Raw genomic sequence first — 24,504 nt, 5'->3', positions numbered from 1 at the left:
ATAATATCGGTTGGATAACGAGTGATGCCTGGAAGGTATTGATGTGCGAATCGATCTGCGTCATCTGCGAGCCTTCGAGGCCGTGGCCGAAGAACTGCATTTTCGCCGAGCGGCCGAGCGCCTGAATCTGGCGCAACCGGCCCTGAGTCGAACCATTCAGCAACTGGAGGAAAGCGTCGGCGAAGTGCTGTTGTTGCGCAGCAACCGACGGGTCGAACTGACCGAAGCGGGCCGGGTTTTCCTGGCAGGAAGCCGAACGGTCTTCGAGCATCTGGAGAGCGCCGTGCATGACGCACGCAAGGCGGGGGCCGGGCAGATTGGCCAACTGCGGATTGGTTACACCGACTTCGCGGTCTCAGGCCAGCTGCCACCCATCCTTGACGGATTTCACCGCGACTATCCGCAAATCAGGGCCGAACTCGTCTTCGGTTCGACCCAACAGCAACTCGAATTATTAAAGGGTGGGAGCATCGAGTTTGCGTTTATCACCGGGCCCTTGCTCGACCCGAACATCGACAGTATCGAAGTGCAGCGCGACCGCTTTGTCGCGGTGCTGCCGCAGCGACATCCGTTGGCGGAGCAGTCCGAGGTGAGTTTGTCGGACCTTGCGCAGGAGCCTTTTGTGATGGGCGTGATGAGTCACTGGTCGCACTATCGGCGACAGCTCGACGCGCTGTGCATCAGTGCCGGATTCCTGCCCCAGGTCGTACAAGAGGCGTACAACAGCGAAGGTGTTTTCGGGTTTGTCGCGGCCAATATCGGCGTGACGGTCCATCTGGAAAGTGCGGGAAATTTCAATCGCAAGGGCGTGGTGCTGATTCCACTGAAAAGCGTCGACGCGCGCGTCTGTACCCTGGCGGCCTGGCTGAAAAACTCGGTGACGCCGGTGCAGCAAAAGTTCATCGACTTTCTCAGGCAGCGGACGCCGCCTCTTTGAGGCTACGGCAGCAGCTGACCGGCTCGCAGGAGGTTGTCATCCTCTGCGAGCCTCAGCGAAGGCGGGTGGCTCAGCGCCCCATGACCTCGTTCAGCGCCTGTTCGAAGGTGCTGACGGTGCGCTCGATATTGTGCAGTTTGTCGAGCCCGAACAGACCGATGCGGAAGGTCTGGAAGTCGGCCGGTTCGTCGCATTGCAACGGCACGCCGGCCGCGATCTGCAGACCGTGGGCGGCGAACCTCTTGCCGCTCTTGATCTCCGGATCATCGGTGTAGCTCACCACGACACCCGGGGCTTCGAAACCAGCAGCGGCCACGCTTTTGATGCCTTTGCCGGCCAACAGCGCGCGTACCTGGTCACCCAGCGCCTGCTGTTCGGCGCGGACCTTTTCGAAGCCGTAGGCTTCGGTCTCTTTCATCACATCGTTAAAGCGCGCGAGGGCATCGCTGGGCATGGTTGCGTGGTAGGCGTGCCCGCCCTGTTCGTAGGCCTGCATGATCTGCAGCCATTTTTTCAGGTCACAGGCAAAGCTGCTGCTCTGCGTCTGTTCGATGCGCTCGAGGGCCAGGGGACTGAACATCACCAAGGCGCAGCAGGGCGATGCGCTCCAGCCTTTTTGCGGTGCGCTGATCAGCAGGTCGACCGCGCACTTCTGCATGTCGACCCACAGCGCGCCCGAGGCGATGCAGTCCAGCACGAACAGGCCACCCACGGCATGCACGGCGTCACCGACGGCGCGCAGGTAATCATCGGGAAGAATGATCCCCGAAGAAGTTTCAACGTGGGGCGCGAAGACAACCTGCGGCTTCTTCGCCTGAATGGCGGCCAGCACTTCATCGAGGGGCGGTGGAGCGTAGGCGGCCTGGCGACCGGACTCGACCGGTCGGGCTTTGAGTACCGTGGTGGCAGCCGGGATGTTGCCCATTTCAAGGATCTGGCTCCAGCGATAACTGAACCATCCGTTGCGGATCACCAGGCATTGCCGGTCGCCGGCAAACTGCCGTGCCACCGCTTCCATGCCGAAGGTGCCGCTGCCGGGAACCACCGCAACGGCCTGGGCGTTGTAGACCTTTTTCAGGGTGCTGGAGATGTTGTTCATCACCCCTTGGAACGTCTGCGACATGTGGTTGAGCGAGCGGTCGGTGTAGACCACCGAGTACTCGACCAGTCCCTCGGGATCGACACTGGGATATAGCTTTGACATGGGTGACTCCTGTGGCAGAAATCTCATTGGTATCGACCCTGCCTCAAGCCTCGGCAAATGACAAGGTGCCCCGGGATCAAATTGCAGGAACTGCAAGCCAGGTCAGATTTGCCTGGCATCCAGCGGGAAGAACGCACAAAGCCCGGTTCCGGTCGGGAATCGGGCGATGCGCTGAGCTTAGCGGATCAGGCCGTCATGAGGAGGAGGTACGCGGGGCAGCGCTTAATTCGGGCGTCATCTGTTCGCCTTTGCGCTGGCCGATCCACCGGGCGCAATAAGCACTGACGGCGCCGGCGAACAGTACGTAGAGACAGGTCGTCCAGGGTTGCCCGCCGCTGCTGCGCATCAACGCGGTGGCGATCATAGGGGTCAGGCCGCTGGCGAAAATGCCGGAGAATTGATAGACGAACGAGATGCCGGTGTAGCGCACTTTCGCGTCGAACAACTCACAGAACATGGCCGCTTCAGGTCCGTAGACTGCCGCATAAAAAATCCCGAATGGGACCACGATGGCCATCCAGATCACGAACATGTCGCCCTGGCTGGTCATCATCAACCAGAAGGCCGGAAACGCGGAGAGAGCGGTGATCAGCGATCCCCAGAAGTAAACGCGGGTGCGGCCAATCCGATCGGACAAGGCGCCGAACATCGGGATGGTGAAGCACATCACCACCGCCGCGATCATCACCCCGATCAAGGCCTGGGAGCGCGGCAGATTGAGCGTCTGGGTCAGGTAGCTGAGCGAGAATACGCCGAACACATTGAAGAACACGCCGTCGATGTAACGCGCGCCCATACCGGCCAGTACGTTTTTCGGGTAGCGCTTCATCATGTCAACGAACGGAATGGCTGCTTCGGCGTTGGCTGCTTTGACCTTGGCGAATTCAGGGCTTTCCATCACGTTCAGACGAATCCAGGTGCCAACGAACACCAGGCCTGCGCTGAGCAGAAAAGCGATGCGCCAGCCCCATTCGAGAAACTGGGTGTCCGTCAGGATGTAAGACAGCAGCCCGACCACACCCGAGGCCAGGCACAAGCCGATGGCCAGGCCGATCTGCGGCAGGCTGGCGTAGAACCCGCGCTTGTGTTTCGGCGCGTACTCGAACGCCATCAGCACTGCGCCACCCCATTCGCCGCCGAGGCCGATGCCCTGGACGACGCGCAGCAGCAGTAGCAGGATCGGGGCCCAGATACCGATGCTGTCGTAACTGGGCACCAGACCGATCAGAAAGGTGGCCACGCCCATGATCATCATCGTCATTATCAGCATGCTTTTTCGACCAATCTTGTCGCCGAAGTGACCGAAGATCACACCGCCGATAGGTCGGCTGAGAAAACCGACGGCGAACGTGCCGTAGGCCAGCATGGTGGAGACCAGGGGATCGTCGCTCGGAAAGTACAGATGGTTGAAGACGATGCCGGCGACGACACCGTAGAGGAAGAAGTCATACCACTCGATGGTGGCGCCAATGACACTGGCTATCACCACCTTGCGCACGGGATTTGGCGTGGACATCTCAGTATTCCTATTCTTGTATTTATAGGGAGGGTGAGCGCGAACGGCACGCGACTTTCACTGTTCCATCAGGACGCGACGGTGCTCAGAACCGGCGTCGGTGCCTCCGTGGCGTGAGGTGTACGGGCACTGGGTTGCAGGCAGTCTTCGAGAATCATCGTCGAAGCCTTTTCGGCGATCATCACCACCGGAACGTTGGTGTTGCCCGAAACCAGTGTCGGCATGATCGAGCAGTCGACGACGCGCAAGCCCTGCACGCCGTGCACACGCAGGCGCGCATCCACCACGGCGAGCGGGTCGTTACCCATCTTGCAGGTTCCGGACGGGTGAAAAATGGTCGCGCCGTACTGGCGGCAGAACTCCAGAATCTGCTCGTCGCTCTGGGTCTCGTTACCAGGCCGATACTCGCTGCGAATCAACCGCTTCAACGGACCGGTCGCGGCCAGCTTGCGGGTGTAGCGCACCGCTGCAATCACCGTTTTTCGGTCCAGTTCGGTCGACAGGTAATTGGGCTGCATCGACGGCGGTTGCAGAGGATCGCTGGAGGTGATGCGCACATGGCCGCGGCTTTCGGGACGCAGTTGGCAAACCGACAGGGTGAAGCCCGAGAAGGGATGCACGCTGCCGCCGGCCGAGTCGGCGCTGAGGGTCCCGAAGTGATACTGAATGTCCGGTGTGTCGCTTTGCTCCAGCACCCGAGTGAACAACCCGCCCTGGTTGATGCCAATGGCCAGCGGGCCACTGCGGGTCAGCAGCCATTGCAGGCCCATGCGCAATTTTCGTAGCGGCGAACGCAGTTCATCGTTGGTGGTGATCGGTTGGGTGCATTCGTAGATCAAGCGAATCTGCAAATGGTCCTGCAGGTTTTCACCGACGCCCGGCAGCACATGTACCGGCGCAATATTGAATTTTTTCAGCAACGGCGAAGGGCCGATGCCGGACAGTTGCAGTAACTGCGGTGACTGTAACGCGCCGGCGCTGAGTATCACTTCGCGCTTGGCTTTGACGGTCTGCGATTGGCCGTTCTGGCGGTACTGGACGCCGACCGCACGGGTGCCTTCGAAGACGATTTTTTCGGCTTGGGCTTGCGCCTCGATGGTCAGGTTCGGACGGCGCTTGGCGGGGTTCAAATAGGCCACCGCCGTGCTGCAGCGCAATCCCTTGCGGGTGGTCAGTTGATAGTAACCGACACCTTCCTGATCACCGGTGTTGAAGTCCGGGATGTGCGGCACGCCAAGTTCTTTGGCCGCGCCGATAAAGCCTTCAGTGAGGGGATGCCGGGCCTTGATGCTGGACGCCGATAGCGGGCCGTCAGTGCCGCGCGTGGGGCCGGGGCCCAGGTCATTGGACTCGGCACGGCGAAAGTAGGGCAGGACGTCGTCCCAGCCCCAGCCGGTGTTCCCGGCGCTGGCCCAGGCGTCGTAATCGGCGCGTTGGCCACGGATGAAAATCAGCCCGTTGATTGAACTGCAGCCACCGAACACCTTGCCGCGTGGCCAGTAGATGCGTCGGTCGTTCATGCCGGGGTCTGGATCGGTGTAGAAGCCCCAGTTGTAGACCGGGTGGAACATGGTCTTGGCGTAACCGATCGGGATGTGAATCCACGGATAACGATCCGCAGGCCCCGCCTCGAGTAAGCAGACGCTGTAGCGCCCGTGTTCGCTGAGTCTATTGGCCAGCACGCAGCCGGCTGAACCGGCGCCGACAATGACGAAGTCATAAGTACGTGACATCCGAAATCCTCTTTTTTATTGTTGTGAACGCGAATCGAGATTTGAAAATAGAACAATACATTCCATTTATATGGAGCCAGAGTTAGGGTGTTTGTGAGTCCACGGCGTATTTTTCGCGCTGTTTTTAACTAAGCTGCTAATAATTAATGAGTTATAGAGAAAGTGATTTTTTATCGGGGTTTCAATAATGGTACGAATCAGACCGAAAGGTGAGGAAGGCGTGCTGGAGCCGGTCGTCGGCGACAATCCGGATCGAAGTCTGCGTGCCTTGCTGCTACTGGAGGCGGTCGCCAATGCGAATGCGCCGATGTCGCTCGCACAATTGAGCGATCGACTGGAGGCGCCCAAAGCCACCCTGTTGCGAATGCTCGTCGCGCTGGAGCGGCTTGGCTATCTCTTGCGGGAAGTGGACGAGAAGGCCTACCTGCTCGGCCCGCGCGCCAATCGCCTGGGGCTGTCGCTGTTGCGCAACGAAGTGGTGCTGCAGCGAAGCCGCCTGATTCTGCAGGCGCTGGTGCGGCAACTGGGTGAAACCTGCAACCTGACGGCGCTGGATGGCGAGCGTGTGATTTACATCGACCGCGTGGAAACCCATGAGCCCCTGCGCCTGCATGTCGAGCCGGGTACCCACGTGCCGCTGCATTGCACCGCCAGCGGCAAGTTGTTTCTTTCACAGATGCCGGCGCAACGACGCAGTGCCGTGCTCAAGCACCTTGAACTGACGCCTCAGACGGATCGCAGCATTACCGACATCGACCTGCTGGAAACCGAGCTGGAGCGCATCCGCGTACGCGGTGTAGGAATCGACAGTGAAGAGTTCGTCAGGGGAATGGTCGCTGTCGCTGTGCCCATTATCAGCGTCGACGGTCATTGCCTTGCGGCGCTGGCCTGCCATGCGCCTACGGCACGCAAAAGCCTCGGCGACTTGATCGAACACATTCCCCGGTTACAGGCGGCGGCCGCGCAACTGGCCCAGGCCTTTGCGCCGGATTCTTCCCAGGGTTGAGCCTTGCTGATGGTGGCTGGCATCACGCGTGGTCAATAACTGGTTCTAACTGCGAGCGCTGCTTGTTCTTAATTTCGACATTAGGGGTGGATCGGGCGGTGCTGCGTTGCGATGCCGAGTACTGCTCCTTCGTAAGTCGGTGCCTGGAGCGTGTCTCCTGCCCGGTGACCAACAATAAAAATGCACCAGTCGAGAGGTAAGCATGAAAACAACAGCTCACGAGTACGATGCAGTCGAGGCATTGGCCAGTGACCGCGCTCACGTCTGGCATCACCTGTCCCAGCACAAACCGCTGGAGCAGAACGATCCGCTGATGATCGTCGAAGGCAAGGGCATGCGCGTGCGGGACATCAAGGGCAACGAATTCCTCGATGCTGTCTCGGGTGGCGTGTGGACCGTCAACGTGGGTTACGGCCGTGAGACGATCGCCGACGCGGTGCGCGATCAGCTGGCGAAGATGAATTTTTTCGCCAACTCCGCGGGCAACATACCGGGCGCCTTGTTCGCCAAAAAACTGATCGAGAAGATGCCTGGCCTTAGCCGGGTGTACTACTCCAACTCCGGTTCCGAAGCCAACGAGAAGGCCTACAAGATCGTGCGGCAGATTGCGCACAAAAAGTACGGCGGCAAGAAACACAAGATCCTGTTCCGCGAGCGTGATTATCACGGCACGACCATTACGGCGCTGAGTTCCACCGGCCAGTTCGAACGCAAGAACCAGTACGGCCCGTTCACCCCGGGTTTCGTCGAGTTTCCACACTGCTGTGAATACCGCTCGCAGTTCGGTGAAATCGCCGACTACGGCGTGCGCGCCGCCATGCAGATGGAGCGCGTCATCCTCGCCGAAGGACCGGATACCGTGGGGGCTGTGGTGCTGGAGCCGATCACCGCTGGCGGCGGTGTCATCACGCCGCCAGAAGGCTACTGGGAGACCATTCAGGCGATCTGCAAAAAGTACGACATCCTCCTGCACATTGACGAAGTGGTCTGCGGCCTGGGCCGTACCGGCAAGTGGTTTGGCTATCAGCATTACGGCATCAAGCCGGACATCGTCACCATGGCCAAGGGTGTGGCCAGCGGTTACGCGGCGATCTCCTGCACCGTGACTACCGAGGAAGTGTTCGAAGCGTTCAAGGGGGAGGCCGATGACCGGATGGGTTACTTCCGCGACATCAGCACCTTCGGCGGCTGCACTGCAGGTCCGGCGGCGGCGCTGGAGAACATGCGCATCATCGAGGATGAGGGCTTGCTGGAGAACGTCACCCACATGGGCGAGTACTTCATGGGTCGCCTGCGTGAGTTGCAGGACAAGTATCCAATCATTGGTGATGTGCGCGGCAAGGGGCTGTTCTGTGGTCTGGAACTGGTCAAGGACCGCAAGACCAAGGAGCCGGTGGAGGAGAGCGTGCCGATTGCCATCGCCGCTGACTGCATGCGCCAGGGCGTAATGATCGGGCGTACCAACCGCAGCTTCGAGGAGTTCAACAATACGCTGTGCTTCGCCCCGGCGTTGATCGCCACACAAAAGGACCTGGATGAAATCATCACCGCCCTGGACAACGCCTTTGGCCGCCTTGCACCTCAGCCATAACGCATAACGCAGCCACTACTACTGAAACGCGATCCACTGTAGGAGCTGCCGCAGGCTGCGATCTTTTGATCTTGCTCTCAAGGCCAGGATCAAAAGATCGCAGCCTGCGGCAGCTCCTACGGTGATCTTCGTTGCGCGGGTAGGTTTTTGCGTCTGCGACGTTCCAGGTCGTGCGCTGGATAGTCTTGCCGGGAGGTTGTTGCTAGTCTGCTGGCAATCGCCGCGTTAGCGCTGCCAGCGCTTGTCGTTCGTTCAGTCGAGGCCGCTATGTTCCAGTTGTTTCATTTGTCCGCCGGAAAAACCACCAACCTGCAGCAGCAACTGCGTGAGCAGATCGCCCAGGTGATTCTCAACGGCAATATTCCACTCGACAGCCCGTTGCCCTCCAGTCGCAAGCTGGCCAAACAGCTGAACGTTGCACGCAACACGGTGGTGCTGGCCTACGAACACCTGCTCGACGACGGCTACCTGGTAGCCCGTGAGCGCAGCGGCTACTACGTCAATCCGGATATTCTGGCGAACAAGGTCGAGGCGCCGCGTGCGCGACAGGATGAGGCCGACAGCACCAGGCCGGACTGGTCGCAACGGCTCGTGATGCAACCTTCGCAGCAACGCAACATGAGCAAGCCACGGGATTGGCAGAATTATAAGTACCCCTTTATCTACGGGCAGTTCGACCCGGCCCTGTTCCCCACCGCCAACTGGCGTGAATGCTGCCGCGACGCGGTGAGCATTCCGGCGATCCGTGACTGGGCGTCAGACCGCTTCGACAACGACGATCCACTGCTGATGGAGCAGATCAGGACGCGCCTGCTGCCACGTCGTGGTGTCTGGGCCAAGCCTGAGCAGATCCTGGTCACGGTGGGTGCACAGCACGCGCTGTACATGCTGGCGCGTCTGTTGTTGCGCCCCGACAGCCTGATGGGCATTGAAGAACCGGGCTACATGGACATCCGCAACATCGCCATGCTCAATCCTTCGAGAATCCAGCCGCTGGCGGTGGACAATCAGGGGCTGATATTGAGCGAGGAACTCAATGACTGCGATCTCATTTACACCACGCCCAGCCATCAGTGCCCGAGCACGGTCACCATGCCGTTGGAGCGCCGTTATGAATTACTGGAGCGAGCCAATAAGCACGATTTTCTGATCATCGAGGACGACTACGAAAGCGAAACCAACTTCAAGGGCACCCCGATCCCGGCCCTCAAGAGTCTCGATACGAATGACCGGGTACTTTACGTCGGCAGCCTGTCGAAAACCCTGGCGCCCGGTCTGCGTGTTGGCTATCTGGTAGGCCCCGAAGCCCTGATCCGCGAGGCGCGGGCTTTGCGTCGACTGATGGTGCGGCATCCGGCGGCGAACAATCAGCGCTCGGTGGCGCTGTTCCTCGAACGGGGTTATCACGACGCATTGATCATGAGCCTGATGCGGGCTTACGAAGAGCGTCATCAGCAGATGGGCGAGGCCCTGCGTGAGTACTTGCCGGAGTCCTCCAAGGAGCCGAGCTTCGGCGGCTCCTGCTACTGGGTCAAAGGCCCCGACAACCTCGATGCGCGGCGCCTGCAGAAGGAAGCCGCCGAGCACGGCATCCTGATCGAGCCCGGCGATATTCACTTCATCGGTGAGCACCCGCCGCTCAACTACTTCCGCCTGGGCTACTCGTCGATCAACGCCGAGCGCATCCGCCCGGGGATCAAATTGCTGGCCGAGCTTATCCAGCGAATAAGCTGACCGTCACGCTATAGCGCATCTCATTGTGGGAGCTGGCTTGCCAGCGATGGCGTCCAGTCAGTCAACCTCATCATTGCCGACCCACCGCCATCGTTGGAATGCCGCCCAGACCAAGCCAGCTCCCACAGGGATCAGTACTACCTGATAGCCAGTTTTTCCGCATCGCCTCCCGCGCTGATAACGGCGTGGATTTTCGGTTTGCACGACGCCCATCGTGCACTGGCCGGGATCGTCTGTGCGCGCGGATAAATCTGGACCCAGCTGGCTCAACAGGTGGCCTTCAACTGGTCCTATCTGGCACCTCTCTCGACTCCTACTCTAGCCCCAAGGCAGCCAGTTCTCGCTTCAACGCGAACGTGAGATGGCTCGCTCGACCTGCCCCAACACTCCATCACAACAACAATCGGAGAGATCGGCATGCGTAAAGGACCTCACGTGAATCCCTGTGCGTCCATGTCGGTTAAAGGCTGAGCCCCGAGTCATTGGCGGCGCGGCCGCCGTACCTTAAGCAACGAGAGGAATATCGATATGCCACGCATGACCCCCAGCGAAGCAATGGTTGAAACACTGGTTGCCAACGGCGTCACCGACGTCTTCGGCATCATGGGTTCGGCCTTTATGGATGCGATGGATATTTTCGCTCCGGCCGGCATCCGTTTTATCCCGGTGGTGCACGAGCAGGGCGCCGGTCACATGGCTGACGGTTTCTCGCGGGTCAGTGGTCGTCACGGCGTGTGCATCGCGCAGAACGGTCCGGGCATCACCAACTTCGTGACCGCCATCGCCGCGGCGTATTGGGCGCACAGCCCGGTGGTAGTGATTACGCCGGAAACCGGCTCGATGAGTCAGGGCCTCGGTGGCTTCCAGGAAGCCCAGCAACTGCCATTCTTCGAAACCATCACCAAGTACCAGGCGCACGTGCCCAATCCGGCGCGCATGGCTGAACTGACCGGTCGCTGCTTCGATCGGGCGATGCAGGAAAACGGTCCGACCCAGCTGAACATTCCGCGTGACTTCTTCTACGGCGACATCAACGTCGAGATCCCTACACCGATTCGTATCGAGCGCAGCGCCGGTGGCGAGCAAAGCCTGGCCGAGGCCGCGCAGATTCTGGCCGCAGCCAAATACCCGGTGATCATCTCCGGGGGCGGCGTGGTCATGGGTGATGCGGTCGACGCCTGTAAAGCACTTGCCGAATACCTCGGCGCGCCGGTGGTCAACAGCTACCTGCACAACGACTCCTTCCCGGCCAGTCACCAGTTGTGGTGCGGCCCGCTGGGCTACCAAGGTTCGAAGGCGGCCATGAAGCTGCTGTCGCGCGCCGACGTGGTACTGGCGCTGGGCACTCGCCTGGGCCCATTCGGCACCTTGCCGCAGCACGGTCTTGATTACTGGCCGAAGCAGGCCAAAGTGATCCAGATCGACTGCGACTCGAAAATGCTCGGCCTGGTGAAAAAAATCACGGTGGGCATCTGCGGCGACGCCAAGGCCGCAGCAGTCAACCTGCTCGGTCGTCTGGAGAACCTGGACGTGCAGTGCCTGGAAAACAAGGGCGCGCGTGCCGAGGAAATCGCCAAGGAAAAATTCGACTGGGAAAGCGAGCTCAACGCCTGGATCCACGAGAAGGACGAATATTCGCTGGACATGATCAAGGAGCAGAGCGGTGAGGACGGCAACTACCTGCACCCGCGCCAGGTCCTGCGTGAACTGGAAAAAGCCATGCCGGCCGACGCCATGGTCTCCACGGACATCGGCAATATCAACTCGGTCTCCAACAGCTACCTGCGCTTCGAGAAGCCACGTTCGTTCTTCGCCGCCATGAGCTTTGGCAACTGCGGCTACGCGCTGCCGACCATCATCGGCGCCAAGGTCGCGGCACCGCATCGCACCGCCATTTCCTATGCCGGTGACGGCGCCTGGGGCATGTCGATGATGGAAATCATGACCTGCGTGCGCGAGAACATTCCGGTCACCTCGATCGTGTTCCACAACCGTCAGTGGGGCGCGGAGAAGAAGAACCAGGTGGACTTCTACAACCGCCGCTTCGTGGCAGGTGAGCTGGAAAACCAGAGCTTCGCCGGCATCGCCCGCTCGATGGGGGCTGAAGGCGTGACCGTTGACCGTCTGGAAGACGTTGGCCCGGCGCTCATGGCCGCTTGCGAGGCACAAAAGGCCGGCAAGACCACGGTGATCGAGATCATGTGCACCCGCGAACTGGGCGATCCGTTCCGCCGCGATGCACTGTCCAAGCCAGTGCGTTTCCTTGAGAAATACAAAGACTACGTTTGAGTGGTCAAGGTGTCCGGTGTGCGCCGGACACCTGCATTCAATGCCCATGGCGAGGGGGGTGAACTCCTTCGCCACAGGGGATCGCGGTTTCTACCGTGAACGACAAGGAATCCAATCATGTTGAGCACCATTCCACCGGAATGCCCGGCGTTCCTGCTTGATCGGGCCAAGGCACTGCCGCGCGTGGTCACGGCGGTGGTCAATCCGGTCAATCTGTTGAGTTTGAGCAGTGCCAAACGGGCGTGCGAGGAAGGGCTGATAGAACCGGTACTGGTCGGCGATCAGGCACAGATCCGTGCCCTGGCCGAAGAACTCGACTGGGACCTGCACGGCCTGCGTGTGATGCATGCCAGTGACGACGCACAGTGCGCTGAAATGGCCTGCCTGCTGGCGGGTTCCGGTGACGCGGAAACGATCATGAAGGGGCATTTGCACACAGACATCCTGCTGCGCGCGGTACTCAAGCGTGAAGCCGGACTGCGCGGCCCCAGCCGTCTCAGCCATGTGTTTCACATGACACTGCCGGGCAGCGACAAAGCCCTGTCGATCACCGATGCGGTGATCAACGTGCAACCGACGATCATCGACAAGATCCATATCGCCCGCAACGCCATCGAACTGATGCACGCCTTGGGTTATGAAAAGCCGCGCATGGCCGTACTGTCCGGTACCGAAGAAGTGACGCGCAGCATGCCGTCCAGCCAGGATGCCGCCGAGCTGGCCAAACTGGCGGCAGTCGGTGCCTTGGGTGATGCCTGCGTCGAGGGCCCGCTGGCGTTCGACAACGCGGTGTCGCTGGAAGCGGCGCGGATCAAAGGCATCAGCGGCGAGGTCGCGGGCCATGCCGATATCTTGCTGGTGCCGAACCTGGAAGCCGGTAATTTCCTGTTCAAACAAATGGTTTATTTCATGAGTGCCACGGCCGCCGGCCTGGTCCTGGGCGCGCGGGTGCCGATCATTCTTACCTCCCGTGCCGACCCGTTGGAAGCGCGCCTGGCGTCCTGCGCGCTGGCTTCCATTTTTATCGATTATCGTCGGCAGACGCGCAGTCGCCTGCTGGCGGCTGGCTAAGCAATCATCCAAGGAGCACCACGATGGCTGTGCAACGTTATGGCTTTATCTTCAAGGCGCCAGGCATGCAGTTCCTCACCCATAACGGGCGCCTCGAGTCCGAGACCTTTGCCGCGACACTGTGCGGCGTTGCGAGTGTCGAGGAAGCGCTGCTGGTGGCGCAGGAATTGTTGACCCGGCATGTGCAATTGATTGAACTGTGCGGCGCCTTCACCGAGGCCGAAGTCGAGCAGATCCGCACAGCCATCGACGATCGGGTGCCAGTGGCCGCCGTGCAGTACAGCCCTGAAACACGAGAGCGCCTGCAGCAGTTGGCTGACTGATTCAGGCCCGCCCCAGCCGCACAAGCGCGGCGTACAACAATCCCTGTAGCAGCTGGCGAAGCCTGCGTTGGGTCGCGAAGCGTCCCCCGATTTTCAAGCGAACACCACAGCGTCCGGACAGCGACCGCTGCGCAGTCGAACGCAGCCTTCGGCAGCTGCTACACCAAGCCCACCCGCTCCATAACCCGCGAACCCCCGCTCCCTGTAGCAGCTGGCGAAGCCTGCGTCGGGGTGCGAAGCGGCCCCCGATTATCCAAGCAGACATCACAGCGTCCGGACAGCGACCGCTGCGCAGTCGAACGCAGCCTTCGGCAGCTGCTACACCAAGCCCACCCGCTCCATAACCCGCGAACCCCCGCTCCCTGTAGCAGCTGGCGAAGCCTGCGTTGGGGCGCGAAGCGTCCCCCGTTTATCCAAGCAGACATCACAGCGTCCGAAGCACCCGTACCCCGCCGCGCCCCTACCCAAAAACACCTCCACAGACTGGCCCCTAACACCACCTCGAGGTGGTCCTAATGAGAGGACGGCGTTTTCTCTAGCATCGAAATCCAGTGATTTCATAACCACAGGGTTCTGGTGAGCACATGACAATAAAACAACACCACACAATCCCTCCCGTGCGCAGTCCGTTGCCGGACACGGCGCAGCCGTCGACGTCCTGGTTGGTACGCCGCCAGCAGAAACTCAGCCTGTTACTGCCGGGCATCATCGCCGCCATGGTGGTCGCCGCCAGCGCCACTTTCCTGTCCGAGCATTACGGTGCCCCGGTGATGCTGATGGCCCTGTTGCTGGGCATGGCCCTGGGCTTTCTTTCTCAAGAGGGGCGTGCGGTCGCAGGGATTCGCTTCACCTCCAGCACCATCCTGCGCGGTGGCGTGGCGCTGCTGGGCATGCGCATCACAGTCGAGCAGATTCTCTCCCTGGGCGGGACGCTGATGGCGGTGGTCATTGGTGCGGTGTTCCTGACCATAACGTTCGGCATCATCCTCTCTAAAATGCTCGGCCAATCCCGCGACTTCGGCATTCTCAGCGGCGGCAGCGTGGGCATTTGCGGCGCCTCGGCGGCGCTGGCCATTTCCGCAGTATTGCCCCAGGACAAGGACAGCGAACGCAACATCATCTTCACCGTGATCAGCGTCACCGCGCTGAGCACCATCGCGATGATTGCCTACCCGCCAATCGCCCAATGGATCGGCCTGGACGCCCATCAGGCCGGGATCTTCCTCGGCGCAACCATTCACGACGTGGCCCAGGTGGTCGGTGCTGGCTACAGCATGTCGGAAGAAACCGGCGACACCGCGACCGTGGTCAAATTGTTGCGCGTGGCCATGCTGGTGCCCATCGTTTTCAGCCTGTCGTTGCTGCTGCGCAAGCGCGGCGATGGTGGTCCGCGCCCGGCACTGCCGTTGCCCTTGTTCATCATCTTCTTCGTGCTGTTTGTCGCCATCAACAGCAGCGGCATTGCGTCGACGCAGATGCAGGCGTTAGCCGGCGATGTGTCGCGCTGGTGCCTGGTGACGGCGATTGCCGCCCTGGGCATGAAAACTTCACTCAAGGCGCTGCTGGAAGTGGGCTGGCGTCCGGCGACCCTGCTCGTCAGTGAAACGCTGTTTCTCGCGACGATCATCCTGTTTGCGGTGAAGTGGCTGGGATGAGCCAGCGTCCTGGGTGACTGGCATCGCCCCGTCCGATCACCAGGCTGCCGCCGACACATTCACTGTGCGGCGGCATTCTGGTTTAACCAGCAAAAGGGGCAACATGAGCCTGCAAGTGCATCTGATTTTTCTTTGTTGTGTGGCCTTGGCAACCGTTGCCCAGAGTCTCACCGGCTTTGCCTTCGGCCTGATCCTGATGGGCCTGGTCGCGTCCTTGCACATGGTGCCGCTCTCCGAAGTGGCGGTGGTGATCAGCATCCTCACCCTGGGTAATGCCATGGGTACGCTGGGCGGGCCGAAGCCGCAGCTGGACCGCGCGGTGCTGATGCCGGTGTTGCTCAGCAGTCTGCTCGGCGTCAGCCTGGGGGTGTGGGGGCTCGAGGCGTTGAGTGGTAGTCAGCTGACCTGGCTGCGCCTGCTGCTCGGCATATTGATCGTCGCGGCCAGCCTCATGCTGGTGGTGCAAAACAAACCGAAAAAACGCCTGTCCCGACAGCCTTCCTTCTGGCTGGCCGGCGGCCTGTGCGGCCTGCTCAATGGCTTGTTCTCCAGCGGCGGGCCGCCGATTGTTTATCACCTGTATCGCCAGCCTCTGGGTTACGAAATCATCCGCAATACCCTGATCACGGTGTTTTCGGCGAACGCAGCGACGCGCCTTGGCCTGGTCGTCGCCCAAGGACAGATGCAGATGTCGACGTTGTTGTTGAGTGCCGAAGCGTTGCCGTTGGTGGTGCTGGTCAGTTGGCTGGTGCGCCGGTATCCGCCGAAGTTGTCGCCGCGCACCGTGCGATGGCTGGTCTTCGTGCTGATGGCGCTGGCAGGCGTCAGTTTGATCTGGGATTCAGTGCCGGGGCTGCTGGCTGCAACCTCGGCATGAATCCTGGTTGGACTTACTGATGCAGGATGAACGTCGCCAGGGTTTTCAGATCTTCCGGGCTTAGCTGTGCGAAAGGCGGCATGGGCATCTCCCCCCATTTGCCGGAACTGCCCTGTTGAATGCTCGCGGTAATCCGGGTCAGTGCCTGCGGGTCACTCCCGTACTTGGCCGCGACATCGTGATACGCCGGGCCTACTACCTTGTGATCAATCGCATGGCAGGCCAGGCACCCGTTGTTCTGCAGCAACGTCTTGGCGTCGACGTTGGCGACCGGTGCCGCCGAGGGCTGGGCCGCCGGCGGATTCGACGCGGTCTGCACCTCGGTGTCGCTGGCCTTGGCGCTGCCATACGTCACCGCAAGGTAGGCGCCGATCATGCTCACGTCCTGATCGCTGATCGGAGCGCCGTACACGTGTTGCATCTTGCTCGCCTCGGCAGTCCATTGTGCGAGGGTCATCCCGGGGGGCTGAAAGTTGATGTAATCGGCAGAGTGACAGGTGGAACATTTCTGCTGGGCCAATGCGTAGCCGGGCAGTTCACTGGGTTTGAATACGGCCGTTTCAGGCGGCAACTTGATCGCCAATGGCGCTGCACTGGCCAGGGTTGCCAGACACACTTGGGCGGCGCAGAGCAGGGTGGTCAAACGTTTCATGCGGGCCTCCTCAAGCGACGGTCAGGTGGTAGGTTTCTACGACGTGGCGGCGGTAGCCTCCGGGGTTCCAATCGGCTTGCAGCGGTTGCGTCTCGCCGGCACTGTTACTGGCGCGCACCATCAACTGGGTGGCGCCCTTGCTGGAAAACGTGATCGCCAGCGTCCACTCACGAAAGGAGAAACGGCCCAGGTCCTGCCCGAGTCGGGCTTCGCGCCAGCGCTGGCCACCGTCAATCGACACTTCCACCTTGTTGACCCCCACGCCGCCATCGAACGCTATGCCCTTGAGCTCCACGTTTATCCCCAGCGGCAGAACGTCACCGTGCTGGACGCTGGTGACGAAGCTGCGCACCGGCAACCTGGATATCGGCAATGTTTTCGCCGCTGCGGTGCCAGGGGCGACGCAAAAGCAATCGTTGTCCGGTACGCGGTAACCCTTGGCCATGAAGAAGCCGTCGAACGTCGTGTCGACAACTTCGATCTCACTCAGGTGTTTGACCCAATACGTGCCGAAATAACCGGGTACCACCAAGCGTATCGGGTAGCCGTTGAGGAAGGGCAAATCAGTGCCGTTCATGGACCAGGCGATCATGGGTTCGCCATCCATGGCATGGCTGATGTCCAGGGCCTTGATGAACTCGGGGGTGCTCGGCAGGACTGGCTTGTCGAGCCCACGGAAGGTCACTTGCGCGGCGCCGGCCTTCACGCCGGCCTTTTCCAGCACCGTCTTCAGCGGCACGCCCACCCAGCGAGCATTGCCCATCGAACCGTTGCCCAATTGGGCACCGAACACGCGGGGCGAAAAATAGCCACGGCTGTTACCCGAGCATTGATTGACGGCTACGACCTCGACCGGTTCGGCAAGGGCTTTGAGCTCTGCAAGGGACAGTGACAGCGGCGTGTCGACCGAACCCTTGATCGCCAATCGATAGCTGTCCGGATCGATGCTCAGCGGAAAATTGGCCAGGTGGTAACGCACGAAAAAGGCGTCATTGGGCGTGATCGGCCCCTCGTTGAAAACAGGGAAGGGCGTCTCCAGGTGCGGCGGGCGGGTGGTCACCAGAGTCAACGGTCGTTTCTGCGGATATTGCACCAGCGGCCGCGGGCCGGCAGCAAAAGTCACTTCATCAGGGTTTGTATCGGTCGTTTCGGTGGCTGCCTTGGCCAGGCTCGCCAGCGGAGAGGCCGCCACTGCCAGGGTCAAGGCATCGCGTAGAACGCGTCGGCGGCTGGGATTGCTGTTTTCTACAAAATCGAACTTCATCCTGCACTCTCTTTGGTTTTATTAATGAGATGCAATTGACCGCTTCCCGTCAGGGCAGCGAGGCGTCGGGTTATTCCTCCTATTGGATATTCACCGGAATTGGAAATCAGGTAACCCGCGCCAAGTTTAGGGAAGATCCCCCAGAAAGCTACCTTCGGGTCCTTGTGACTGAATGCATAGAGCCAGTTCATGCCCGGTTGCTGGTCCTCAGCGGCCTCGCTGTAAAAATGCCAGCATTGGCGTTCGAAGATAATCCATCTGTCCGAACAGGCGCTGCACGGTCAACGTTTTTGCGCCGTCAGCGGGATCGGGTGAGGAGGCTGTATGGCCAATTACATGCTTCACTACGAAATATATTGCAACTTCCAGCCATAAAGAAAACAGGCAAGGATTAGCAAAGAACGGAGATGACTGTCACTATCGCCCGCCCTTCAAAATCCCATTGAGGCTCACCATAAGCGGCTCAAATACTGACATCTGGTTGAGTTTGCGAGCGCCGTTGCTGACAGCCTTTTTTCTCGAAATGACTGAGTTCTGATGCTAAATGAAATTACTCCTTCATCCCGCCAGAGTCGTCGCCTTGGTTTTCCTCGCCGCGATACTGGCGGGCACCGTGATTCTGATGCAACCGCTATCCCAGGCCGAAGGACTTGCGACGCCTTGGATGACTGCATTCTTTACCTCGGTGTCGGCTGTTTGCGTCACCGGATTGGTCGTCGTTGACACGGGTACTCACTGGTCTACCTTCGGCCAGGCCGTGATTCTCGTCATGTTCCAGTTAGGTGGCTTCGGCATCATGACGGTAGCGACCTTGCTCGGCTTGATGGTCAACCGCAGCTTTCGTCTACGCTCCAAAATGGTCGCGCAATTGGAGTCACGATCGTTGGGATTGGGTGACATTGCCAGCGTGGCCAAACTGGTATTGGTGGTGACGTTCGCCGTGGAACTCGTCACGACTTTATGGCTTACATCAAGATTACATTGGGCCTACGACCTACCGTGGTCCGATGCTGCGTGGAGCGGCCTGTTCCATGCGGTCTCAGCTTTCAATAACGCCGGTTTCTCCCTGCATGCCGACAGCCTGATGCGTTTTTCGTCGGATGGCTGGATTCTTTCGCCAATCATGGCTGCAATCATTATTGGCGGCATCGGTTTCCCCGTGTTGCACGACTTACGCAACAGGTTCAACCAGCCCCGTCGTTGGTCGCTGCATACCAAACTAACCTTGGCTGGATCTGCAATCCTGTTACTTGGGGGGTGGGCTGCGTTGCTGTTGTTCGAGTGGTCCAACCCGGGCACCCTCGGTCCGATGGCATTAACCGATAAAATACTCTCGGCGTCATTCGCATCCGTTTCTGCACGCACCGCTGGATTCAACGCCATCGATATTGGCGCTTTGACTCGTGAAAGCTGGGCCGTGCATTACTTTCTGATGTTCGTCGGGGGCGGCAGCGCGGGAACGGCGGGCGGCGTCAAAGTGGGGACTGTCGCCATCCTTGCCTTGTTGGTCATTGCCGAAATTCGTGGACACACTAACACCGAGGCATTTGGCCGACGGGTCGGGGCCCAGGCCCAACGTCAAGCGATCACGGTACTTGTTCTGGGCAGCGTCATGATCGTGCTGGCGACGCTCTTCATCCTGCGTGACACAAACATCCCCACCGACCAGGTGATCTTCGAGGTCATTTCAGCGTTTGGTACCGTCGGTTTGTCCACGGGTATCACCGCCGAACTCCCCACGTCGAGCCAGCTTGTGCTGACGGTGCTGATGTATGTCGGACGAGTCGGCACCATCACCCTGGCGGTGTCACTGGCGATGGGTGAACGTCGCATGCCCTACCGCTATCCAGAGGAGCAACCCATTGTTGGCTAAATTTCTGTTTACCGATCAGTTTGCCTATTCCAAGGGGGATAGCGTGGTCGTGATCGGCCTGGGCCGCTTTGGCGGTTCCGTGGCTCAGTCGCTGATGCGACTGGGTCACGATGTGATGGGTATCGATCGAGACGCTGCTCCTGTTCATGACTGGGCCGATTTATTGACTCATGCGGTACAGGCCGACTCCACCAACCTGATGGTCATGCGCCAATTGGGCGTTGCCGACTTTGCTCACGCCATTGTTGGGATAGGCACCGACATGGCGGCCAGTTTGCTGACCATCATGGCACTGACCGAACTGGGCATTCCCGATATCTGGGTCAAGGCACGGACTGCCGAGCATGGACAGATAGCCCAGCGTATCGGCGCTCATCATGTGGTCTACCCGGAGAAGGAAATGGGGGAGCGTGTAGCTCATCTCATTACCGGACGGATGATCGATTTCATCGAGTTCGACGACGGCTTTGCCATTGCCAAGATTCACTCCCCCTTGCCAAGCCACAACACCACGCTCGCTGACGCCCAAATCCGTGAGAAATTCGGTGTGACGGTCGTGGGGTTGAAACGCGCCAGTCAAGACTTCCAGCACGCCACCCCTAAAACCCTGATCTTGCCAGGTGATCTGCTCATTGTGTCCGGCCCAACCCACCTGATCCAGAAATTTGCCGGTGTCTCAACATGACCTGAGAGTGAACCTTACCCAACTCAGGATGCCGTTCACCGGGTCCAAAGTTCCCGAGTGAGAGGGGGCGGTTTTATACCAGCGAGCCGACCCTGGTCCTGGACGCGACGACGTCAGGCGGTGCGTGCGTTGGTGCTGGCCTGCACCGGCATCTCTGTTCCCGCGGTGGCCATTTCCCAGGCATCACGGGGTTCATCAAGGTCGCGGTTGAGGGTTTCCGGGGTCTTGAACGTGGCGTACAGGGTGATCAATGTGAGCAGCGTCAGGTAGCAGGCAATCGGCAGCCAGGCGCCGACACCCGCCGCGGGGTCGCCGTCGTGGCTGGCCACCACCAGGGCGATGAGGCCGGCACCGATCATTGGCGCGATGCCCCCCGCGATCACCGCCGACACTTCCCGGGCAATAGAAACCCCCATGTAGCGGTGGCGCGAGCCGAACAGTTCGGGCAACAACGCTGCCTGGGTGCCGAACATGCCCCAGGTACCGATGCCCAGCGCGATGGAAATCGCAATGATGCTCGCCACCACATTGCCCTGGCTGAGTACCCACCACACCGGGAACGCCAGTGCGAGCTGCACCAGCGCAAAGGCGCGATAGACCACCACTCGACCGAAGCGATCGCTGAGCTTGCCGGCAATCGGCACGGTCAGCGCGCCGAGGCTGGCGGCGCAGATCAGCGTCAGCACACCCACCGGTCCTTGCAGGCCGACCACTCCCACGATGTAGCTCACCGCCAGGGCCTGGTAAATCGATGAACCGCCGTTTTCCCCGAGGCGCAGACCGATGCCGATCAACAAGGTGGGCCTGGAGTGTTTCATCGCACTTTTCAGCGGGTTGTCGCAGACGCGCTTGAGCGCCTTGAGGCGGATGAAGGTCGGCGATTCCTTGAGCGACAGACGCATGTACAGGCCCAGTGCAACGATCACCACGCTGCTGAAAAACGGTACACGCCACAGCCCGCTTTCGATCACATTGTCATTGCTGCTCACCACCAGGAAATACACCAGCGCCGCGAGGATGGTGCCCAACTGGATACCGAGGAACGGCAGGGCCGCGTAGAAACCACGCCGGCCTTCGGGCGCGTACTCGGTCATCATCACGGCGGCGCCAGCCTGTTCGGCACCCGCGCCCAGCCCCTGGAGCAAACGCAGGATCACCAGCATCACCGGTGCCCAATAGCCCACTTGATGGAAGGTGGGCAGTGCACCGATGAGCGTGCTGGAAATGCCCATCAACAACACCGTCGACGCGAGCACGAACTTGCGTCCGACGCGGTCACCGATCATGCCGAACAGCACGCCGCCCAATGGCCGTATCGCAAAGCCCAGGAAGTAGGTGCCGAAACTGGCGATCAGGCTCATGGCCCGGGTCTGTTCGGGAAAGAACAGCGGCCCGAAAATCAATGCCGCCGCCAGGGTGTACAGCGCAAAGTCGTAGTACTCCAGGGCACTGCCCAGAGAGCAGGCCCAGGCGGCGCGGTGCAGGTCTTTCTTGCGCTCTGGCGCGTCGGGGATCAAGGCGATGTCGGGTGTTGAATGATCGTGAGTCATGGGGTGCCTCCAGGTGCCTTTATGGCATCTTGTTATTGACGGGTAGTTGGATGGCTTACAACTTCAATCGCTGTATTTCCTGGAGCATGGCCTGCTCCATGATGTCGATGGGTGCCTCTTTTCCGGTGTACAACTCGATTTGTCGACACGCCTGATGCACCAACATGCGAGTGCCGGCCACGGTGCGACATCCCAGCGTTTTGGCTTGCAGAAGCAGCGCGGTATGCACCGGCATGAACGCCACGTCCATGACGATCAAGTGACTGGCCAGGCGGCCGTCCAGCGGGTTGCTGTCCGGTTGCTTGAAACCCACGGAAGTCGCGTTGATAACGATGTCGAACGCTTCGGCCGTGAACGCCTCGACATGGCCGCCCCAGCGAGCGCCCAGCTCCTCGGCCAAGGCGGCACCGCGATCGATACTGCGGTTGAACACCGTCACCTCGGCCGCCGCTTGCAAGCAACCGAAAACCACCGCCCGCGCAGCACCACCGGCACCGATTACGGCAATACGCTTGCCCTTGAGTTCGGTGACTTCCTCCAGGGCGCGGATGGCGCCCAGGTAATCGGTGTTGTAGCCGGTGAGCACGCCGTCGACATTGTTGATGGTGTTGACCGCGCCGATCACTTGGGCCGCTTCGTCGATGGCATCCAGATGCTCGATCACCGCCGTTTTGTAGGGCATGGAGACGTTCATGCCGCGCACGCCCAGGGTGCGAATCGCGGCCACGGCGGCCACCGGGTCTTCGACGCCAAAACAGACGAAGGTGTAGTCCAGGCCCAGCGCCGCGTAAGCCGCGTTGTGGATCTTTGCCGAGAGCGAAAACGGCGATCCCATGATGGAGCCGCAGAGGGTTGGCAGGGAGTGGGGCATGCTGGATTCCTTGGCGTGAGAGTTAGACGACGCTGGTCAAGCCACCATCGACGAAAAGGGTCTGGCCGTTTACGAAGTCGGACGCTGAAGAAGCGAGAAAAACAGCGGCGCCGCACAGTTCTTCGACACGGCCCCAGCGCCCGGCGGGGGTGCGTTTCACCAGCCATTCGCAGAAGGCCGGGTCGTCGACCAGTGCCTGGTTCAGCTCGGTCTGGAAATAGCCGGGGGCCAGGGCGTTGATCTGCAGGCCATGGCCGGCCCAGTCGGCACACATGCCACGGGTGAGCATGCGCACAGCGCCCTTGCTGGCGGCATAGGGCGAGATGGAAGGGCGGGCCAGCTCGCTTTGCACCGAGCCGATGTTGATGATCTTGCCGCGCCGGCGAGTAATCATGTGCCGGGCCACCGCCTTCGACACATTGAACACGCCATCGAGGTTGGTGCTCATCAACCGGTGCCAGTCTTCGGCACTGACGTCCTGGAGTGCCTGACGATGTTGCAACCCGGCGTTGTTGATCAGGATGTCGATGGGCCCCAGGCGTTTTTCCAGCGCTTCGATGGCGGTGGCGACGGCCTGGTGGTCGGTCACGTCGAACACCGCGTAATCGACATCCAGGCCCTCATCGCGCAACAGCGCGCAAGCACCTTGGGCGCGTTCGGCATCGCGGCCATTGAGCACCACCTGGGCGCCAGCCTGTGCCAGCCCGCGAGCCAAAGCCAGGCCAATGCCGCGTACCGAACCGGTGATCAGCGCTCGATGTCCGTTCAGACGAAAGCTGTCGATCATGGGTGTCTCCCTGTCCTGGATAAATGAATGGGCAATGGAGCCACTTTCAACCGCTATCGCGCTGACACGCCAATCGTTTATGGTGATCCCGTGATCACCCCTCGTGATCACCAGGAAGCGGTACGCATCGGGAGGAAGCATGGAACTCAAGCATTTACGGGCGTTTTCGATCCTGGCCGAGGAGCTGCACTTCGGTCGTGCGGCGGCGCGGCTGCACATCGTCCAGCCGGCCTTGAGTGCGCAGATCCGTGCGCTGGAAGACGATGTTGGTGCGCAGTTGTTCGAGCGTGACCGGCACGGGGTCGAGTTGACCGAGGAGGGCGCGCTGTTCCTGCCCGAAGCCCTCGCAACGTTGCGCCAGGCCGGGCGTGCCCGCGAGGTGTTACAGCAAGCCGCAGCCGGGGAGGTCGGGGTGTTGCGCCTGGCGTTTGTGTCGTCGACGCTGTCGCATTTGTTGCCGATGCTCGTGCGCACCCTGGAGGAGCGCTATCCGCGCATCGAACTGGAACTCAAGGACATGCCTTCACTGCCTCAGGCCCGGGCGTTGCTGGACAATGCCCTGGACTTTGGCCTGGTTCGCTTGCCGCTGAACGTGCCCGGCGTGCACACCCGCATGCTCTTCGAAGAATCCCTGGTGGTGGCACTGCCGCAAGACAACCCGCTGTGCGCCAAGCGTCGCATACAGCCCCAGGACCTGGCCGAATGCCCGGTGCTGGTACTGGCGCGCAAGTTCGCCCCCGGTTTGTACGACCAGATGCTGGCCGGTTTTCAACGACGCAAGATCACCCTGACGATCGCCCGGGAAATGGGCGAGTTCACGACGCAACTGGCCTTGGTGGCGGCCGGCCTCGGCATCGGCATCCTGCCCAGCGGTGCCGCATCGGCG

General features: G+C 60.6%; 21 protein-coding genes. 12 read left to right on the top strand and 9 right to left on the bottom strand.

Annotated elements, in window-relative coordinates; translation table 11 throughout:
- The first annotated feature begins 43 nt into the window (after positions 1–43).
- The gene (locus GBC55_RS25090) at positions 44–937 is read left to right on the top strand and encodes a LysR substrate-binding domain-containing protein (RefSeq protein WP_162440496.1); all 894 of its coding nucleotides are present in this window, start codon (positions 44–46) and stop codon (positions 935–937) included.
- Between the two features lie 70 nt (positions 938–1,007).
- Here the strand turns inward: GBC55_RS25090 and GBC55_RS25085 are convergent, their stop codons facing one another.
- The 3 genes from GBC55_RS25085 to GBC55_RS25075 form a co-directional block, all read right to left on the bottom strand.
- A complete protein-coding gene (locus GBC55_RS25085) occupies positions 1,008–2,141 on the bottom strand; it encodes an aminotransferase class V-fold PLP-dependent enzyme (protein WP_162440495.1) in 1,134 nt (377 codons plus the stop codon).
- 193 nt (positions 2,142–2,334) lie between these two features.
- Positions 2,335–3,657, bottom strand: coding sequence for an MFS transporter (locus GBC55_RS25080; RefSeq protein WP_162440494.1), 1,323 nt, complete (start codon positions 3,655–3,657; stop codon positions 2,335–2,337).
- A 68-nt stretch (positions 3,658–3,725) separates the two neighbouring features.
- Positions 3,726–5,390, bottom strand: coding sequence for a choline dehydrogenase (locus tag GBC55_RS25075; RefSeq protein WP_162440493.1), 1,665 nt, complete (start codon positions 5,388–5,390; stop codon positions 3,726–3,728).
- 187 nt (positions 5,391–5,577) lie between these two features.
- On the opposite strand from GBC55_RS25075, the gene GBC55_RS25070 reads away from it, so the two are divergent.
- The 8 genes from GBC55_RS25070 to GBC55_RS25035 all read left to right on the top strand — a co-directional run bounded on the left by GBC55_RS25070 (position 5,578) and on the right by GBC55_RS25035 (position 15,936).
- The gene (locus GBC55_RS25070) at positions 5,578–6,396 is read left to right on the top strand and encodes an IclR family transcriptional regulator (RefSeq protein ID WP_162440492.1); all 819 of its coding nucleotides are present in this window, start codon (positions 5,578–5,580) and stop codon (positions 6,394–6,396) included.
- Between the two features lie 202 nt (positions 6,397–6,598).
- Entirely contained in the window at positions 6,599–7,987 is a 1,389-nt protein-coding gene (locus GBC55_RS25065) for an aminotransferase class III-fold pyridoxal phosphate-dependent enzyme (protein ID WP_162440491.1), read from the top strand.
- Positions 7,988–8,254: 267 nt separating this feature from the next.
- On the top strand, positions 8,255–9,721 hold the full coding sequence (locus GBC55_RS25060; RefSeq protein ID WP_162440490.1) for a PLP-dependent aminotransferase family protein: 1,467 nt from the start codon (positions 8,255–8,257) through the stop codon (positions 9,719–9,721).
- Between the two features lie 528 nt (positions 9,722–10,249).
- Positions 10,250–12,010, top strand: coding sequence for a sulfoacetaldehyde acetyltransferase (xsc, locus tag GBC55_RS25055; protein WP_162440489.1), 1,761 nt, complete (start codon positions 10,250–10,252; stop codon positions 12,008–12,010).
- 117 nt (positions 12,011–12,127) lie between these two features.
- A complete protein-coding gene (locus GBC55_RS25050; protein WP_162440488.1) occupies positions 12,128–13,081 on the top strand; it encodes a bifunctional enoyl-CoA hydratase/phosphate acetyltransferase in 954 nt (317 codons plus the stop codon).
- Between the two features lie 23 nt (positions 13,082–13,104).
- Complete coding sequence (locus tag GBC55_RS25045) at positions 13,105–13,404, top strand: DUF6506 family protein (protein WP_162440487.1); 300 nt, start codon at positions 13,105–13,107, stop codon at positions 13,402–13,404.
- A 584-nt stretch (positions 13,405–13,988) separates the two neighbouring features.
- Positions 13,989–15,059 (top strand): YeiH family protein, encoded by a 1,071-nt coding sequence (locus GBC55_RS25040; RefSeq protein WP_162440486.1) that lies wholly within the window; start codon positions 13,989–13,991, stop codon positions 15,057–15,059.
- A gap of 103 nt (positions 15,060–15,162) precedes the next feature.
- Positions 15,163–15,936: a TSUP family transporter gene (locus tag GBC55_RS25035; protein WP_162440485.1), complete on the top strand. Its 774-nt coding sequence runs from the start codon at positions 15,163–15,165 to the stop codon at positions 15,934–15,936.
- 13 nt (positions 15,937–15,949) lie between these two features.
- Here GBC55_RS25035 and GBC55_RS25030 read toward each other — a convergent pair whose 3' ends face one another.
- Genes GBC55_RS25030 through GBC55_RS25020 form a run of 3 tightly spaced genes read right to left on the bottom strand, consistent with a single transcriptional unit; the run spans position 15,950 to position 18,043 of the window.
- A complete protein-coding gene (locus GBC55_RS25030) occupies positions 15,950–16,588 on the bottom strand; it encodes a c-type cytochrome (RefSeq protein WP_162440484.1) in 639 nt (212 codons plus the stop codon).
- 10 nt (positions 16,589–16,598) lie between these two features.
- The gene (locus GBC55_RS25025) at positions 16,599–17,852 is read right to left on the bottom strand and encodes a molybdopterin-dependent oxidoreductase (protein ID WP_162440483.1); all 1,254 of its coding nucleotides are present in this window, start codon (positions 17,850–17,852) and stop codon (positions 16,599–16,601) included.
- On the bottom strand, positions 17,849–18,043 hold the full coding sequence (locus GBC55_RS25020) for a hypothetical protein (protein ID WP_162440482.1): 195 nt from the start codon (positions 18,041–18,043) through the stop codon (positions 17,849–17,851). The genes GBC55_RS25025 and GBC55_RS25020 overlap by 4 nt, the downstream gene beginning before the upstream one ends.
- Positions 18,044–18,396: 353 nt before the next feature.
- Here GBC55_RS25020 and GBC55_RS25015 point away from each other — a divergent pair, with 353 nt between their 5' ends.
- Positions 18,397–19,725, top strand: a complete 1,329-nt coding sequence (locus tag GBC55_RS25015; RefSeq protein ID WP_162440481.1) for a potassium transporter TrkG — start codon at positions 18,397–18,399, stop codon at positions 19,723–19,725.
- A complete protein-coding gene (locus GBC55_RS25010; protein WP_208525557.1) occupies positions 19,715–20,410 on the top strand; it encodes a TrkA family potassium uptake protein in 696 nt (231 codons plus the stop codon). The genes GBC55_RS25015 and GBC55_RS25010 overlap by 11 nt, the downstream gene beginning before the upstream one ends.
- Positions 20,411–20,523: 113 nt before the next feature.
- On the opposite strand, the gene GBC55_RS25005 is transcribed toward GBC55_RS25010, so the two are convergent.
- Genes GBC55_RS25005 through GBC55_RS24995 form a run of 3 tightly spaced genes read right to left on the bottom strand, consistent with a single transcriptional unit; the run spans position 20,524 to position 23,618 of the window.
- A complete protein-coding gene (locus GBC55_RS25005) occupies positions 20,524–21,960 on the bottom strand; it encodes an MFS transporter (protein WP_247266999.1) in 1,437 nt (478 codons plus the stop codon).
- A 55-nt stretch (positions 21,961–22,015) separates the two neighbouring features.
- Positions 22,016–22,831 (bottom strand): shikimate dehydrogenase, encoded by an 816-nt coding sequence (gene aroE, locus GBC55_RS25000; protein WP_162441186.1) that lies wholly within the window; start codon positions 22,829–22,831, stop codon positions 22,016–22,018.
- Positions 22,832–22,853: 22 nt separating this feature from the next.
- Positions 22,854–23,618 carry an SDR family oxidoreductase gene (locus tag GBC55_RS24995; protein ID WP_162441185.1) on the bottom strand — a complete coding sequence of 255 codons (765 nt, stop codon included), beginning with the start codon at positions 23,616–23,618 and terminating at the stop codon, positions 22,854–22,856.
- Between the two features lie 139 nt (positions 23,619–23,757).
- On the opposite strand from GBC55_RS24995, the gene GBC55_RS24990 reads away from it, so the two are divergent.
- The coding region (locus tag GBC55_RS24990) for a LysR substrate-binding domain-containing protein (RefSeq protein WP_247266998.1) at positions 23,758–24,504 on the top strand (747 nt) is incomplete at its 3' end.

It is taken from the genome of Pseudomonas sp. TNT3 (assembly GCF_010095445.2).
GTDB lineage: Bacteria > Pseudomonadota > Gammaproteobacteria > Pseudomonadales > Pseudomonadaceae > Aquipseudomonas.
This window is presented reverse-complemented; position numbering and strand designations above follow the sequence as displayed.